The 16,124-nt window shown below is 57.0% G+C and carries 14 protein-coding genes; 8 read left to right on the top strand and 6 right to left on the bottom strand.

The genetic code is table 11. The features are described from left to right. The first annotated feature begins 79 nt into the window (after positions 1-79). From potA to potD, 4 genes are read left to right on the top strand one after another with little or no spacing between them, the layout of a single operon-like run. Positions 80-1,228 (top strand): spermidine/putrescine ABC transporter ATP-binding protein PotA, encoded by a 1,149-nt coding sequence (gene potA, locus IM294_RS13515; protein ID WP_169804854.1) that lies wholly within the window; start codon positions 80-82, stop codon positions 1,226-1,228. Continuing rightward, a complete protein-coding gene (potB, locus tag IM294_RS13510; RefSeq protein WP_041910497.1) occupies positions 1,212-2,069 on the top strand; it encodes a spermidine/putrescine ABC transporter permease PotB in 858 nt (285 codons plus the stop codon). The genes potA and potB overlap by 17 nt, the downstream gene beginning before the upstream one ends. Continuing rightward, entirely contained in the window at positions 2,066-2,857 is a 792-nt protein-coding gene (potC, locus tag IM294_RS13505) for a spermidine/putrescine ABC transporter permease PotC (RefSeq protein WP_048959704.1), read from the top strand. The genes potB and potC overlap by 4 nt, the downstream gene beginning before the upstream one ends. Continuing rightward, on the top strand, positions 2,854-3,888 hold the full coding sequence (gene potD / locus IM294_RS13500; protein WP_059356886.1) for a spermidine/putrescine ABC transporter substrate-binding protein PotD: 1,035 nt from the start codon (positions 2,854-2,856) through the stop codon (positions 3,886-3,888). Before potC ends, potD begins: the two co-directional genes overlap by 4 nt. Before the next feature lie 39 nt (positions 3,889-3,927). Here potD and cobB read toward each other — a convergent pair whose 3' ends face one another. From cobB to lolC, 5 genes are read right to left on the bottom strand one after another with little or no spacing between them, the layout of a single operon-like run. Continuing rightward, positions 3,928-4,749: a Sir2 family NAD+-dependent deacetylase gene (cobB, locus tag IM294_RS13495; protein WP_041910499.1), complete on the bottom strand. Its 822-nt coding sequence runs from the start codon at positions 4,747-4,749 to the stop codon at positions 3,928-3,930. Between the two features lie 14 nt (positions 4,750-4,763). Continuing rightward, positions 4,764-5,675: an N-acetylglucosamine kinase gene (gene nagK / locus IM294_RS13490; protein WP_028012741.1), complete on the bottom strand. Its 912-nt coding sequence runs from the start codon at positions 5,673-5,675 to the stop codon at positions 4,764-4,766. A gap of 54 nt (positions 5,676-5,729) precedes the next feature. Next, a complete protein-coding gene (lolE, locus tag IM294_RS13485; RefSeq protein WP_126817556.1) occupies positions 5,730-6,974 on the bottom strand; it encodes a lipoprotein-releasing ABC transporter permease subunit LolE in 1,245 nt (414 codons plus the stop codon). Next, positions 6,974-7,675 carry a lipoprotein-releasing ABC transporter ATP-binding protein LolD gene (lolD, locus tag IM294_RS13480; protein WP_008500772.1) on the bottom strand — a complete coding sequence of 234 codons (702 nt, stop codon included), beginning with the start codon at positions 7,673-7,675 and terminating at the stop codon, positions 6,974-6,976. The genes lolE and lolD overlap by 1 nt, the downstream gene beginning before the upstream one ends. Continuing rightward, entirely contained in the window at positions 7,668-8,867 is a 1,200-nt protein-coding gene (lolC, locus tag IM294_RS13475; RefSeq protein ID WP_028012739.1) for a lipoprotein-releasing ABC transporter permease subunit LolC, read from the bottom strand. Before lolC ends, lolD begins: the two co-directional genes overlap by 8 nt. 256 nt (positions 8,868-9,123) lie before the next feature. On the opposite strand from lolC, the gene IM294_RS13470 reads away from it, so the two are divergent. The 3 genes from IM294_RS13470 (at position 9,124) to IM294_RS13460 (ending at position 14,909) form a co-directional block, all read left to right on the top strand. Beyond that, positions 9,124-10,197 carry an acyltransferase family protein gene (locus tag IM294_RS13470; protein WP_126817558.1) on the top strand — a complete coding sequence of 358 codons (1,074 nt, stop codon included), beginning with the start codon at positions 9,124-9,126 and terminating at the stop codon, positions 10,195-10,197. 149 nt (positions 10,198-10,346) lie between these two features. Then, a complete protein-coding gene (gene mfd, locus IM294_RS13465; protein WP_126817560.1) occupies positions 10,347-13,793 on the top strand; it encodes a transcription-repair coupling factor in 3,447 nt (1,148 codons plus the stop codon). Positions 13,794-13,943: 150 nt separating this feature from the next. Beyond that, on the top strand, positions 13,944-14,909 hold the full coding sequence (locus tag IM294_RS13460) for a L,D-transpeptidase family protein (RefSeq protein WP_126817561.1): 966 nt from the start codon (positions 13,944-13,946) through the stop codon (positions 14,907-14,909). Between the two features lie 73 nt (positions 14,910-14,982). Here IM294_RS13460 and bhsA read toward each other — a convergent pair whose 3' ends face one another. Next, a complete protein-coding gene (gene bhsA, locus IM294_RS13455) occupies positions 14,983-15,240 on the bottom strand; it encodes a multiple stress resistance protein BhsA (protein WP_023332711.1) in 258 nt (85 codons plus the stop codon). A 244-nt stretch (positions 15,241-15,484) separates the two neighbouring features. Here bhsA and comR point away from each other — a divergent pair, with 244 nt between their 5' ends. Continuing rightward, positions 15,485-16,120 (top strand): TetR family copper-responsive transcriptional repressor ComR, encoded by a 636-nt coding sequence (gene comR, locus IM294_RS13450; RefSeq protein WP_028012732.1) that lies wholly within the window; start codon positions 15,485-15,487, stop codon positions 16,118-16,120. The last annotated feature ends 4 nt before the right edge of the window (positions 16,121-16,124 follow it).

Genomic DNA, 16,124 nt, shown 5'->3' with positions numbered 1-16,124 from the left:
CGGGGGATTGCCGTAGAATGTCCGCCCTCATTACGAGTCACCAAGGTGGTTACACACAAACCCCGCTTCAGTCTGCTGCCTGAGGCGTCTATATGGGACAGCGCAAAAATTGAATACACAATCCCGTTCTCGTTCACCGCTAGTGCAACTGGAACGAATTCGTAAAAGCTTTGATGGCAAAGACGTCATTTCCGACCTCAACCTGACCATCAATGATGGTGAGTTTCTTACGCTGCTTGGCCCTTCCGGCTGCGGCAAAACCACCGTACTGCGCCTTATCGCCGGGCTGGAAAGCGTTGATAATGGCCGCATCCATCTTGAGAACCAGGACATAACCCAGGTTCCTGCCGAAGATCGCCACGTCAATACCGTTTTTCAGAGCTACGCCCTGTTCCCGCACATGACCGTGTTTGAGAACGTGGCGTTTGGCCTGCGGATGCAAAAAACCCCGGCTAATGAGATCGAACCGCGCGTCACCGAAGCCCTGCGCATGGTTCAGCTGGAGACGTTTGCCCAGCGAAAGCCCCACCAGCTCTCCGGCGGTCAGCAGCAGCGCGTGGCCATTGCCCGCGCGGTCGTCAATAAACCGCGCCTGCTTCTGCTGGATGAATCCCTCTCCGCGCTGGATTACAAGCTGCGCAAGCAGATGCAGAACGAGCTGAAAGCGCTACAGCGCAAGCTCGGTATTACCTTTGTCTTTGTCACCCACGATCAGGAAGAGGCGCTGACCATGTCAGACCGTATCGTGGTAATGCGTGATGGTAAGATTGAGCAGGACGGTACGCCGCGTGAAATTTACGAAGAGCCGAAAAACCTGTTTGTCGCCAGCTTTATTGGCGAGATCAATATTTTCAACGCCACGGTGATTGAGCGTCTGGATGCACAGCGCGTTCGCGCGAACGTGGAGGGGCGCGACTGCATTATCACCGTGAACTTTGCCGTCGAGAAAGGACAAAAACTCAACGTCCTGCTGCGCCCGGAAGATCTCCGCGTTGATGAGATCCACGACACGGCCGACGTCGAAGGTCTGATCGGTTACGTTCGCGAACGTAACTATAAAGGGATGACCCTCGAGTCCGTTGTGGAACTGGAGAACGGCAAAATGGTGATGGTCAGCGAATTCTTTAACGAGGACGATCCTGACTTTGACCACTCTCTTGACCAGAAAATGGTTATCAACTGGGTAGAAAGCTGGGAGGTTGTGCTGGCTGATGAAGAACACAAGTAAGTTCCAGAAGGTGGTCATTGCCACTATCGTCGGTTGGCTTGTGTTATTTGTCTTTTTACCCAACCTGATGATCATCGCCACCAGCTTCCTGACCCGCGACGATGCAAACTTCGTTTCGCTGGTCTTTACGCTGGACAACTACGCGCGCCTGCTCGATCCGCTCTATTTCGACGTGCTGTTGCACTCGCTCAATATGGCGCTGATTGCCACCGTGGCCTGCCTGCTTCTGGGGTACCCTTTCGCATGGTTCCTGGCGGGACTGCCGCAAAAGGTGCGCCCGCTGCTGCTGTTTCTGCTGATTGTGCCGTTCTGGACCAACTCGCTGATTCGCATCTACGGGCTGAAAATCTTCCTTAGCACCAAAGGCTACCTCAACGCGTTTCTGCTCTGGCTGGGCGTGATTGATACGCCAGTGCGCATCATGTTTACCCCAGGTGCGGTAATCATTGGCCTGGTCTATATCCTGCTGCCGTTTATGGTGATGCCGCTCTACTCCAGCATTGAGAAGCTCGATAAACCGCTGCTGGAAGCGGCAAAAGATCTGGGGGCCAGCAAGCTGCAGACCTTTATCCGCATTATCATTCCGCTGACCATGCCCGGTATTATTGCGGGCTGTCTGCTGGTGATGCTCCCGGCGATGGGCCTGTTCTACGTTTCTGACCTGATGGGCGGGGCGAAAAACCTGCTTATCGGCAACGTGATTAAGAGCCAGTTCCTGAACATCCGCGACTGGCCGTTCGGCTCCGCGACCAGCATTACGCTCACGGTGGTGATGGGGCTGATGCTGCTGGTCTACTGGCGCGCTTCTCGCCTGCTCAACAAGAAGGTGGAACTCGAATGATCGGTCGACTGCTTCGCGGCGGTTTTATGACCGCCATTTACGCTTACCTTTATATCCCGATTATCATTTTGATCGTGAACTCGTTTAACAGCTCGCGGTTCGGGATCAACTGGCAGGGGTTTACCACCAACTGGTACAGCCTGCTGATGAACAATGACAGCCTGCTGCAGGCCGCACAGCACTCGCTGACGATGGCGATCGTCTCCGCCACCTTCGCCACGCTGATTGGCTCGCTGACCGCCGTGGCGCTGTATCGCTACCGTTTTCGGGGCAAGCCGTTCGTCAGCGGCATGCTGTTTGTAGTGATGATGTCGCCGGACATCGTGATGGCGATTTCGCTGCTGGTGCTGTTTATGCTGCTGGGCGTACAGCTTGGCTTCTGGTCGCTGCTGTTTTCCCATATCACCTTCTGCCTGCCGTTTGTGGTGGTCACCGTCTACGCGCGTCTGAAAGGGTTCGACGTGCGCATGCTGGAAGCGGCGAAAGATCTGGGTGCCAGCGAGATGATCATCCTGCGCAAAATCATCCTGCCGCTGGCGATGCCTGCCGTCGCCGCCGGATGGCTGCTCAGCTTTACCCTGTCGATGGATGACGTCGTGGTTTCCTCCTTCGTTACCGGGCCGAGCTACGAAATTCTGCCGTTGAAGATCTATTCGATGGTAAAAGTTGGCGTCTCACCGGAGGTGAACGCGCTGGCGACCATACTGCTGCTGTTTTCGCTGGTTCTGGTGATCGCCAGCCAGGTTCTTGCTCGTGATAAAACAAAATCTCAGGGGACAATGAAATGAAAAAAATGCTCGCCGCTGCGGCGCTGGTGCTCGGCATGGGTGTCGCGCACGCTGATGACAGCAAAACGCTCTACTTCTACAACTGGACGGAATACGTGCCGCCGGGCCTGCTGGAGCAATTCACAAAGGAGACGGGCATCAAGGTGATCTACTCGACCTACGAGTCGAATGAAACCATGTACGCCAAGCTCAAAACCTACAAGGACGGCGCCTACGATCTGGTGGTTCCTTCCACGTACTTTGTCGACAAAATGCGCAAAGAGGGCATGATCCAGAAGATCGACAAAACGAAGCTAACTAATTTTTCAAACCTCGATCCTGAGATGCTCAACAAGCCTTTCGACCCGAATAACGACTACTCCATTCCGTACATCTGGGGCGCGACGGCGATTGGCGTGAACAGCGAGGCCATCGATCCGAAAACGGTCACCGGCTGGGCGGATCTGTGGAAACCGGAATACAAAGGCAGCCTGCTGTTAACCGATGACGCGCGTGAAGTGTTCCAGATCGCGCTGCGTAAACTTGGCTATTCCGGTAACACCACCGATCCGAAAGAGATCGACGCGGCTTACAACGAGCTGAAAAAGCTGATGCCTAACGTGGCGGCATTCAACTCTGATAACCCGGCAAACCCGTATATGGAAGGCGAAGTAAACCTGGGGATGGTGTGGAACGGCTCTGCGTATGTTGCCCGTCAGGCCGGGACGCCGCTGGAGGTGGTCTGGCCGAAGGAAGGCGGGATCTTCTGGATGGATAGCCTCGCGATCCCGGCCAACGCGAAGAACGTGGACGGTGCGCTGAAGCTGATTAATTTCCTGCTGCGTCCGGACGTGGCGAAACAGGTAGCCGAGACGATTGGCTACCCGACGCCAAACCTGGCCGCCCGCAAGCTGCTGAAGCCTGACGTGGCTAACGATAAGTCACTCTATCCGGATGCCGAAACCATCAGCAAAGGAGAATGGCAGAACGATGTAGGCGACGCGAGCCGCCTTTACGAAGAGTATTATCAGAAGTTAAAAGCAGGTCGTTAATGCAATACATAACGGGCGACGCAACGTCGCCCGTTACTCTTACAGCCCCTTCAGAAGCTTATCTACAAACGCTGGCACCACTTCGCTCGCCAGGCCATATTGCTTCTCTTCAAACTCGCTGCCCACCTGGCTCGGCTCCAGATTGAGCTCCACCGTATGCGCCCCGTGCAGTCGCGCTTCGTGAACAAACCCCGCAGCCGGGTAAACGTGCCCTGATGTGCCAATAGCGATAAACACGTCCGCCATCGCCAGCGCGCTGTAGATCTCATCCATCCCCAGCGGCATTTCGCCAAACCAGACCACGTGCGGACGCAGGCGCGACGGGAACTGGCAGCAGTGGCACTTGTCCTCTGGCAGCACGTCCTCTTTCCAGTCCAGCACCTGGCCGCTCCAGGCGCAGCGAACTTTAAGCAGCTCGCCATGCATGTGGATGATGTTCTTGTTACCGGCCCGCTCGTGCAGGTTGTCGATATTCTGCGTCACCAGCAGAAAACGATCCCCGAGCGCCTCTTCCAGCTTCGCCAGCGCCAGATGCGCCGCGTTTGGCGCAATCTCAGGCTGCTGAAGCTGCCGACGGCGAGCGTTGTAAAACGCCTGCACGAGATCCGGATCGCGGGCAAAGCCTTCCGGCGTCGCCACGTCCTCGACGCGGTGCTCTTCCCACAGCCCGTCTGCCGCACGGAAGGTTTGAATTCCTGACTCGGCGGAGATCCCCGCCCCGGTCAGTACCACCACTCTGGGTTTATCCATCGCTTCTGGCATTATTCTGTCTCTGAAAAAGATCCGCTGGCGCAAGCGCTCTCGTAAGCGGCGTTTGTTTTTGCGAAAACGGCTGAGTCGACCCTGGCGACGCGACAGCATAAAGACCTCGTAAACTAATCGGTGAGATGAAGGAATGCGGCTCCGCGCATGCCTCCCGCGTCCCCGTGTCGCGCGCGTTCAATGCGCGGCACGCGGGCGACCGGCAATAAATGTCGGGGCAGACGCCCGGACAACCGTTCCGTTATCGCAGTAAAGTTTGACAGCCCTCCCCCGATCACCAGCAGATCCGGGTCGACGATGGTGAGAATATTTCCCAGACACACCGCCAGCAGATCCAGATAGCGCTCGACGTGTTCACGCGCCTGCGCATCCCCCTGCTCCCACAGGGTAATGATTTGAGGGGCCTCAAGTTTCTGATGATAGAAGTGTTCGTAAAGCCATGCAAACCCGCGTCCTGAGAGATAATTCTCGATACAGCCGTGCTGGCCGCAGCCGCAGCGGGTCAGCGGGAAATCACGCCCCACCACCTCCAGCGCATCCACCGGGAGACGGATATGACCAAACTCGCCGGTGATGTAGCTGCGCCCGGTAATCGGCTTGCCGTTGATGACAATCCCCCCGCCTACGCCGGTACCGAGGATCAGCCCCATCACCAGCGGATAGCGGCGGAATTCATCGTCCCAGGCTTCAGAGAGAGCAAAGCAGTTGGCATCGTTATCTAAACGCACGTCGCGTTCAAGGAGGGCCGAGAGGTCGGCGCGGAGCGGTTTACCGCTGGCGGCAGGCACGTTGGCGGCATACAGCGTGCCATCATCGGTTTCCGGCATGCCCGGAATACCAATGCCGACGCTACCTTTCACGCCAAAGCGTTCATCCGCCTGCGCCACCAGCGCAGTAATGGCGGTTAAAAATTCATCGTAGCTTTCGCGCGGCGTGGGAACGCGGGTTTCCCACTGCAGTTTGAGGTCTTTATCAAACACGCCGAGCGCAATCTTGGTGCCGCCAATATCAAATCCATAATACATAACGCATTCCTCTTTCTGACATAGCGGCCTCAGGACCGCTACACCATGACGTAATTACTGGCCACTTAATACCCTCGCCGGATCAATTCGGCTTGCGCGACGCGCCGGATACCAGCTTGCCAGCAGACTCAGTAAAAGTGCTGTAACCAGCACATAAAAAACGTCCAGCCAGTGCAGTTCAGACGGCAGGAAGTCAATAAAATAGATGTCACCGGACAGGAACTGGTGACCAATAAGCTTTTCAATGCCGTTGATAATCGGCGTCAGCTGCAGAGAAACCACCACGCCAATCACCACGCCGCAAAGGCTGCCGAACAGCCCTGCCAGCAAACCGTACCAGACGAAGATGGCGCGAATAAGACCGTCTTTTGCCCCAAGGGTACGCAACACGGCGATGTCGCCGCTCTTGTCCTTAACCGCCATTACCAGCGTCGAGACGATATTAAAGCACGCCACGCCAATCACCAGCACCATCGCCAGATACATGATCGCACGGATCATCTGGATATCACGGTACATATATCCGTAAGTGCCGATCCAGCTTTTGATGTAGACATAGTTATTGGTCACGCTGCCGGCATCACGCACCAGTTTGTTGGCGTTAAAGACGTCGTTCACCTTAATGGCAATGCCCGTCACGCTGTCGCCCATGTCGAGATACTGGCGTGCATCCTCCATCGGCACCATCGCAAAGCTATGGTCAAGCTGGCCGCTCAGCTGAAGAATACCGGTAACGTGCAGGCGCACGCGTTTTGGCTGCTGCAGTTTGTGATCGGCGCTGGCGTTCGGGATCATGATTGACACCCAGTCGCCCTGCTTCACCTTCAGGGCATCGGCAACGCCTTTACCCATAATGATCTGCTGCTCGCCGGCCTTAAAATTCGCCCACGCGCCGTTCTGTACATATTTCGGCAGCGCGCTGAGCCGCTCCTCCTGGGCCGGGTTGACCCCTTTTACCTGGATGGCGCGCAGGTTAACCCCGCTCTCCACCAGCCCGGTAAAGTTAATGTAGGGTGCAGCCGCGGCAATGCCCGGCACTTTTTCCACTTTGGTGAGTGCATCGCTCCAGTTGGCCCACGGCTGGTTAACCGGCTCGATCTCCCCGTGCGGCACCACCGCCAGAATGCGGTTATTCAGCTCGCGCTCAAAGCCGTTCATGGCGCTTAAGCCGACAATCAGGACCGCCACGCCCAGCGCAATACCGATGGTGGAGATCACGGAGATCAGCGACACCATGCCGCCGCGTCGGCGACCGCGGCTAAAACGTAACCCGATGAGTAACGATAACGGTGACGCCATTACTCTGCTCCCATCAGGGTCAGTTCCGCGTTCAGATGGCCGTCGCGCATCTCAAGCTGGCGACCCATGCGTTTTGCCAGCTGCAGGTCGTGAGTCACCACCAGAAACGCGGTTCCCTGCGAGGCGTTCAGCTCGCCGAGAAGCTGGAAGATACTGTCCGCATTGCGCGCGTCCAGGTTACCGGTCGGTTCATCCGCCAGCACCAGGCGCGGATTATTGACCAGCGCGCGGGCAATCGCCACGCGCTGGCGCTCGCCGCCGGACAGCTCCGACGGGCGGTGATTTCCCCGGTGGCCCAGTCCTACCGCTTTCAGCATATCGCTGGCGCGGGCGTTAATTTCTGCCGGTTTCTTTTTACCAATCAGCAGCGGCATCGCCACGTTTTCCAGCGCCGTGAAGTCCGGCAGCAGGTGATGGAACTGGTAGATAAAGCCCAGCTCGCGGTTACGCAGCTCGGCCTTCGCCGCAGAGGACATTTTGCTCATCGGCTGACCGGAGAAGATCACGTCGCCGTTGGTTGGCGTGTCCAGCCCGCCCAGCAGGTGCAGCAGAGTACTTTTGCCCGAGCCGGAGCTGCCGACAATCGCCATCATCTCGCCCTCGCCCACGCTGAAGCTCACATTGTGCAGCACGTCAGTCTGCACAGTGCCTTCCTGATAGCGTTTGGACAGGTTGTCGCATTGCAACAGGATCTTATTCATAACGTAAAGCCTCAGCGGGTTGAGTGGCGGCAGCGCGCCAGGAAGGATAAAGCGTAGAAAGCAGCGCAATGGCCATCGCGGCCAGCGCAATTCCGACCACCTGCAGCGGCTCGATAGCCACTGGCAGCGCCGCGCCGTCAAGGAGAGCGCCGATGATCGGCATTAAATTATTAAGCTGGCTGGCAAGCAGTGCGCCGAGCACGGCGCCCAACAGCGCGCCGATAATGCCTGCACTGGCCCCCTGCACCATAAAGACCGCCATGATCTGGCGCGGCGTCAAACCCTGGGTTTGCAGGATGGCGACTTCGCCCTGCTTCTCCATCACCATCAGGCCCAGCGAGGTGATGATGTTAAATGCAGCCACGGCGACGATCAGGCTCAGCAGCAGCCCCATCATGTTTTTTTCCATGCGCACGGCCTGGAACAGCTCGCCTTTACGCTCGCGCCAGTCCTGCCATTTGGTGCCGTCCGGCAGTTTTTGCTGGCTGAGGGTATCGACCTTCAGCGGCTGATCGAGCCACAGGCGCCAGCCGGTGATATTTCCCGCCGGGTAACGCATCAGGCGTGACGCATCCTGAATGTTCACCAGCATCTGATAGCCGTCAACTTCGCTGTTGGCGGCAAAAGTACCAATCACGTTAAACAGGCGCTGGCTCGGCAGGCGACCCATTGGCGTAAACTGGCTGGCGGACGGCACCATCACGCGCAGCTGATCGCCGCGGTTGACGCCAAGCTGCCCGGCAAGCTGCTCACCCAGAATCACGTTGTATTTTCCGGCTTCCAGATCGGTTTGCTTCACGTTAACCAGGAACGGCGTCAGCGGGTCTTTTTGCGCCGGGTCAATCCCCAGCATCACGCCGACCGCCACGCTGCGGGCGCTTTGCAGCACCACATCGCCAGTGGTTAAGGGCGCAACGCGCGTGACGCCCTGTAACTTCGCCGCGCTTTCCGGCAGCTGTTGCGGGTTAACGGAACCGTTATTCGATGAGAGAACGGCCTGCGGCATCAGCCCCAGGATGTTGTTTTGCAGCTCGCGCTCAAAGCCATTCATGACGGAAAGCACCGTCACCAGAGCCATCACGCCGAGCGTAATGCCAATAGTCGAAAGCCAGGAGACAAAGCGACCGAAGCGGTCCGCGGCGCGCCCACGCATGTAACGTAAGCCTATGAAGAGTGCGACAGGTTGATACATGAAGTCCGTCTGTTTGCTGATAGCAGACCCACGAGTATATAAGCGAATCCGTTAAGCGTAAATGACTGAAACCGTAAGCTTTGGTAATCATTTTTCCGAAAAATTCAGATAAATCAGGGTACTAATGTCTGAAACCGCGCCTCGCAACCTCCACCTTTTCCGAAAAACCTCCTGATACAGACTGTTACCCATTACATCACGGTTTCGTTTAACAACAATTGCTCGTTCGTCTATGGCAATAAGGTAGTTGCGAACAATGAAGCAAAAAGCATTATGGATAAACCAGATAAAAGGGCTGTGCATCTGTCTGGTGGTGATTTACCACTCGGTTATCACCTTTTATCCTCATCTCAGCGGGCTACAGCATCCGCTCTCCGGTCTCCTCGCCAAATGCTGGGTCTATTTTAACCTCTATCTCGCCCCGTTCCGGATGCCGGTTTTCTTCTTTATCTCCGGCTATCTGATCCGTCGTTATATTGATGAGGTAGACTGGCGCACCAGCCTCGACAAGCGGATCTGGAGCATTGTCTGGGTTCTGGCGCTGTGGGGGATCCTGCAATGGCAGGCGCTGACCCACCTGAACGCCTGGCTGGCGCCCGATCGCGAGCTTGCCACCTCGTCGAACGCGGCCTACGCCGATTCTCTGGCAGGATTTGTGCGGGGCATGCTCACCGCCAGCACCAGCCTGTGGTATCTGTATGCTCTGGTGGTCTACTTCACGCTGTGTAAACTGCTGAGCCGCTGGAAGCTGCCGGTACTCGGACTTCTTGCGCTGGCGAGCATCGCGATCAACTTCCTGCCGCTGCCGTGGTGGGGAATGAACAGCGTGGTACGCAACATGATCTACTACAGCCTGGGGGCGTGGTATGGCGCCGAGCTGATGGCGTGGATGAAAAGCTTCAACCTGCGCCGCACCTGGCTGGCTACTGGCGCTTTCGCGGCCGTCTCCGTGGTGCTGTGGTTTGCTAACGTTCCTCTCCTGCTTTCTCTGCTGTCGATCGTGTTGATCATGAAGCTGTTCTACAGCCTTGAGCAACGTTATGCCGTACATCCCAACAACCTGCTGAACGTGATTGGCTCAAACACCATTGCGATCTATACCACCCACCGCATCTTAATTGAGGCCTTCAGCCTGATCCTGATCGGCGAGATGAATGCCGCTTACTGGCCGGTCTGGGCAGAACTGTGCTTAATACTGGTCTACCCGATTGCCAGCCTGCTTATCTGTACCCTTGCCGGGCTCGGGGTGCGTAAAATTTCCACCGCGCTGTTCGGGGACCTTTTCTTCTCTCCTCCGTCTGCGCGGAGCCTGTCACCTGCCACCCGTTAATGCCCTCTCCGCCCCCGTTTTGGGGGCGTTTAGCCCTGCCGTGCGGTTACAATTTGCTTATGTAAAACGATCGAGGATAATAAAGACATTGCGTATCAGTGATATGCCCCAATACTGTTGGTATATCCATAAGAGACTCTGACATAGCCATGCCTGAACACTATCGTTATTCCTTGCCCGTCAAAGCGGGCGACCAGCGCCAGCTGGGTGAACTCACGGGCGCGGCCTGCGCCACGCTGGTGGCAGAAATCGCTGAGCGGCACCCTGGCCCGGTGGTGCTGGTTGCCCCGGATATGCAAAACGCCCTGCGCCTGCACGATGAAATTCGCCAGTTCACCAATAGCCTGGTGTTCAGCCTGGCCGACTGGGAAACGCTGCCGTATGACAGTTTCTCCCCGCATCAGGAGATCATCTCCTCGCGCCTGTCGACGCTCTATCAACTCCCGACCATGCAGCGCGGCGTGCTGATTGTGCCGGTGAATACCCTGATGCAGCGCGTCTGCCCGCACAGCTATCTGCACGGCCACGCGCTGGTGATGAAAAAAGGCCAGCGCCTGTCTCGCGACACCCTGCGAGACCAGCTTGACGGTGCCGGATATCGCCATGTCGATCAGGTCATGGAGCACGGGGAATATGCCACCCGCGGCGCGCTGCTCGACCTTTACCCGATGGGCAGCGACCAGCCGTATCGTCTGGATTTCTTTGATGATGAAATCGACAGCCTGCGCGTGTTCGATGCCGACACCCAGCGCACGCTGGAAGAGGTGGAATCCATCAATTTACTGCCTGCCCACGAGTTCCCGACGGACAAAACCGCCATCGAGCTGTTCCGCAGCCAGTGGCGCGACAGATTCGACGTAAAGCGCGATGCAGAACATATCTATCAGCAGGTCAGCAAAGGTACGCTCCCGGCCGGAATCGAATACTGGCAGCCGCTGTTCTTCAGCGAGCCGCTGCCCGCCCTGTTCAGCTACTTCCCGGCGAATACGCTGATTGTGAACACCGGCGATATCGACGCCAGCGCCAGCCGCTTTGAAAGCGAAACCCGCGCACGCTTCGAAAACCGGGGCGTTGACCCGATGCGTCCGCTCCTGCCGCCGGAAGCGCTGTGGCTGCGCACCGACGAACTCAACGCCGAGCTGAAGCGCTGGCCGCGCATGCAGCTGAAAACCGATTCGCTTGCCGATAAGGCCGCCAATACCAACCTCGCCTTCCGCACGCTGCCGGAGCTGGCCGTACAGGCGCAGCAGAAATCGCCGCTGGATAATCTGCGCAAGTTCCTGGAATCCTTTACCGGGCCGGTGGTGTTCTCCGTTGAGAGTGAAGGCCGCCGCGAAGCTTTGGGTGAGCTGCTGGGACGCATTAAGGTGGCGCCGAAGCGCATTCTTCGCCTGAGCGAAGCAACCGGAAACGGTCGTTATCTGATGATCGGCGCCGCCGAGCACGGGTTCATCGACACGCTCAACAACCTGGCGCTGATTTGCGAAAGCGACCTGCTGGGCGAGCGCGTCGCGCGCCGCCGTCAGGACAGCCGTCGGACCATCAACCCGGACACGCTGATCCGCAACCTGGCCGAGCTGCATCCAGGCCAGCCGATTGTTCACCTGGAGCACGGCGTTGGCCGCTATCAGGGGATGACCACGCTGGAAGCGGGCGGTATCAAAGGTGAATACCTGATGCTGACCTACGCCAACGACGCCAAACTCTATGTACCGGTCTCGTCGCTGCACCTGATCAGCCGCTATGCGGGCGGCGCGGAGGAAAATGCGCCGCTGCACAAGCTGGGCGGCGACGCCTGGGCGCGTGCACGCCAGAAAGCGGCGGAAAAAGTGCGCGACGTGGCGGCCGAACTGCTGGATATCTACGCCCAGCGCGCGGCCAAAGAGGGCTTCGCCTTTAAGCACGACAAAGAACAGTATCAGCTCTTCTGCGACAGCTTCCCGTTTGAAACCACGCCGGATCAGGCCCAGGCGATCAATGCCGTGCTGAGCGACATGTGCCAGCCGCTGGCAATGGACCGCTTAGTCTGCGGCGACGTCGGCTTCGGCAAAACCGAAGTGGCAATGCGCGCCGCCTTCCTTGCAGTGGAAAACAACAAGCAGGTGGCGGTGCTGGTGCCAACCACCCTGCTCGCTCAGCAGCACTTCGACAACTTCCGCGACCGCTTCGCCAACTGGCCGGTACGCATCGAAATGCTGTCGCGTTTTCGCAGCACCAAAGAGCAGACGCAGATCCTGGAGCAGGCAAGCGAAGGCAAGATCGATATTCTGATCGGGACCCATAAGCTGCTGCAAAGCGACGTGAAGTGGAAAGATTTGGGGCTGCTGATCGTCGACGAAGAGCACCGCTTCGGGGTTCGCCATAAAGAGCGCATCAAAGCGATGCGCGCCGACGTCGATATCCTGACCCTGACCGCGACGCCGATCCCGCGAACCCTGAACATGGCGATGAGCGGCATGCGCGATCTGTCGATTATCGCCACGCCGCCGGCGCGTCGTCTGGCGGTAAAAACCTTTGTCCGCGAGTACGACAATCTGGTGGTGCGTGAGGCCATTCTGCGTGAAGTGCTGCGCGGGGGTCAGGTCTATTACCTGTATAACGACGTGGAAAACATCCAGAAAGCCGCCGACAGGCTGGCGGAACTGGTACCGGAAGCGCGTGTTGCCATCGGTCACGGACAGATGCGCGAACGCGAGCTGGAGCGGGTGATGAACGACTTCCACCACCAGCGCTTTAACGTGCTGGTGTGTACCACCATCATCGAAACCGGGATCGACATTCCAACGGCGAACACGATTATCATCGAACGCGCGGATCACTTCGGCCTGGCCCAGCTTCACCAGCTGCGCGGCCGCGTCGGGCGTTCGCACCATCAGGCCTACGCCTGGCTACTGACGCCGCATCCGAAAGCGATGACCACCGACGCGCAAAAGCGCCTGGAAGCCATCGCCTCGCTGGAAGACCTCGGCGCAGGCTTCGCGCTTGCCACGCACGACCTGGAGATCCGCGGCGCAGGTGAACTGCTGGGTGAGGACCAGAGCGGCTCCATGGAGACCATCGGCTTCTCGCTCTATATGGAACTGCTGGAAAACGCGGTGGACGCCCTGAAGGCCGGGCGCGAGCCGTCTCTGGAAGATTTGACCAGCCAGCAAACCGAGGTCGAGCTGCGAATGCCTTCCCTGCTGCCGGACGATTTCATTCCGGACGTGAATACCCGACTGTCGTTCTACAAGCGCATCGCCAGCGCGAAGACGGAAAACGAGCTGGAAGAAATTAAGGTTGAGCTGATCGACCGCTTCGGCCTGCTGCCAGATGCTGCGCGTAACCTGCTGGATATCGCGCGCCTGCGCCAGCAGGCGCAGAAGCTGGGCATTCGCAAGCTTGAGGGCAACGAAAAAGGCGGCGTCATTGAATTTGCCGAGAAGAACCACGTCAACCCGATGTGGCTGATCGGCCTGCTGCAAAAACAGCCGCAGCACTTCCGTCTTGATGGCCCGACGCGACTGAAATTTACCCAGGAGCTGACGGAGCGCAAAACGCGCATGGACTGGGTGCGTAACTTTATGCGTCAGTTGGAAGAGAACGCTGTCGCGTAACTCGCCCTTCCCCCCGTTAGCGCAGTGCTGGCGGGGGGACAATTTACAAACTCTTTGCACTTCACCCGATCTTCCCGACACACCCATTCGCCATAATTATCTTTAACCCCTTATAAAACAATAACCTTATCATTTATATGGATTATGGTGATGATGACCTCTTCGCGTTTTACCCGCTGGATAACCCTGTTTGCGCTGGCAGCCACCGTCGCGGTTGCGCTTCCTGCTCGGGCAAACACCTGGCCCCTTCCCCCGCCCGGCAGCAAGGTGGTGGGCGAAAACCGTTTTCATGTGGTTGAAAACAATGGTGGCTCACTGGAAGCGATAGCCAAAAAATATAACGTCGGTTTTCTGGCCCTGCTGCAGGCGAACCCCGGCGTCGATCCGTACGTCCCGCGCGCGGGCAGCGTACTGACCATTCCATTACAGACTATCCTGCCGGATGCCCCGCGCGAGGGGATCGTGATCAACCTGGCGGAGTTGCGTTTGTACTATTACCCGCCGGGTAAAAATGAGGTTACCGTCTACCCTATCGGTATTGGTCAACTGGGCGGCGATACGCTGACGCCGACGATGGTCACCACCGTCTCGGATAAACGCGCCAACCCAACCTGGACGCCGACGGCCAACATTCGCGCCCGCTATAAGGCCCAGGGCATCGATCTTCCTGCCGTGGTTCCGGCAGGCCCGGATAACCCGATGGGTCATCACGCGATCCGCCTTGCCGCATATGGCGGTGTGTACCTGCTGCACGGTACGAACGCGGATTTTGGCATCGGCATGCGCGTCAGCTCCGGCTGCATTCGTCTGCGCGATGACGATATCAAAACGCTGTTTAACGTCGTTACGCCGGGAACGAAGGTGAATATTATCAATACGCCGATTAAGGTCTCTGAAGAGCCAGGCGGCGTGCGGCTGGTTGAGATTCACCAGCCGCTATCAAAAAATATCGGCGATGATCCCCAGACATTACCCATTAACCTGAGTGCTACGATGGTGAGCTTCAAAACGAATGCGAATACCGATAGCCTGGTGATGGAGCGCGCGATGGAAGCGCGGTCAGGCATGCCGACCGATGTCACCCGGCATCACAATGTCGTCCAGCAGTCCATGTAAGACGGAAAGTAAAACGCCCTGCTAAGCAGGGCGTTTTTTATTGCAGTGGCATAAATGAGGGTTTATGCCCGGCTTATTTGTAGATGACAGCAGTGCCGTGCAGGGTGTTAGGACCGGTCACAGAGGTGATGCGGTAAGATTTTGCACCCATTGCTTCCGCTTTTTGTGCCAGCTGATCTTCCAGAGAGCCCAGGTTAGTCCCGGCAGATGCAGAGATCGTCCCGACTTTATGCTGATCGGCTGGAGTGGATTGTACCTGTACAGCAGCAAAGCTTGCGAAAGAGAGTGAACTCAGTACAGCAGCAGCGATGAGGGTTTTTACGTTTTTCATAATGTTTACCTTTGGCAGATGAATTTTTTGGTCGTTAGCTATTTAGTTAACGATCGATAGGTAAATCATAAATGTGATCCAGCTCACGCGTCAACACATTTTTATAACGAGCATTAATTAAATTTTAAAATTGTTATTTTTCATACATATATGATTAATTTATTTTTAAGCATTCTGCACTGGTGGTGGGCTGCGTTTATTTTTATAATGGTCATTCAACAAACCAACAGAGGACCAACGGCAAATGACAACCGACGTCACGAGTTGTGTGAAGAAAAGCCGTGGCCGACCAAAAGTGTTTGACAGGGATGCAGCGCTTGATAAGGCCATGACTCTCTTCTGGCAACATGGGTATGAAGCGACCTCGCTTTCCGATCTGGTAGAAGCCACCGGAGCTAAAGCGCCGACGCTTTATGCTGAATTTACCAATAAAGAGGGGCTGTTCAGGGCGGTGCTGGACAGGTACATTTCGCGCTTTGCGGCGAAACACGAAGCCCAGCTATTTTGTGAAGAGAAAAGCGTTGAACAGGCGCTACGGGATTACTTTACCGCCGTTGCCACCTGCTTCACCAGTAAAGAGACGCCCGCGGGCTGCTTTATGATTAACACCTCTGCCACCCTGGCGGCAGCATCAAAAGAGATCGCCAATACGGTGAAATCGCGTCATGCGATGCAGGAGGAGACGCTCAGCGCATTTCTGGCTCAGCGCCAGCAGCGCGGTGAAATTCCCGCACACTGCCAGCCTCAGATGCTGGCGCAATACCTGAGCTGTATTTTACAGGGAATGTCGATCAGCGCCCGTGAAGGGGCGACGCTGGAAAAACTGCAGAACATTTCCGACACCACGCTGCGCCTGTGGCCTGAACTGCTCAAAATCTGACGCA

The sequence above is a fragment of the Enterobacter cloacae complex sp. P43RS genome, assembly GCF_014930585.1.
Taxonomy (GTDB): domain Bacteria; phylum Pseudomonadota; class Gammaproteobacteria; order Enterobacterales; family Enterobacteriaceae; genus Enterobacter; species Enterobacter bugandensis.
The sequence above is the reverse complement of the archived record's forward strand: the minus strand, read 5'-3'. Positions and strand labels throughout refer to the sequence as shown.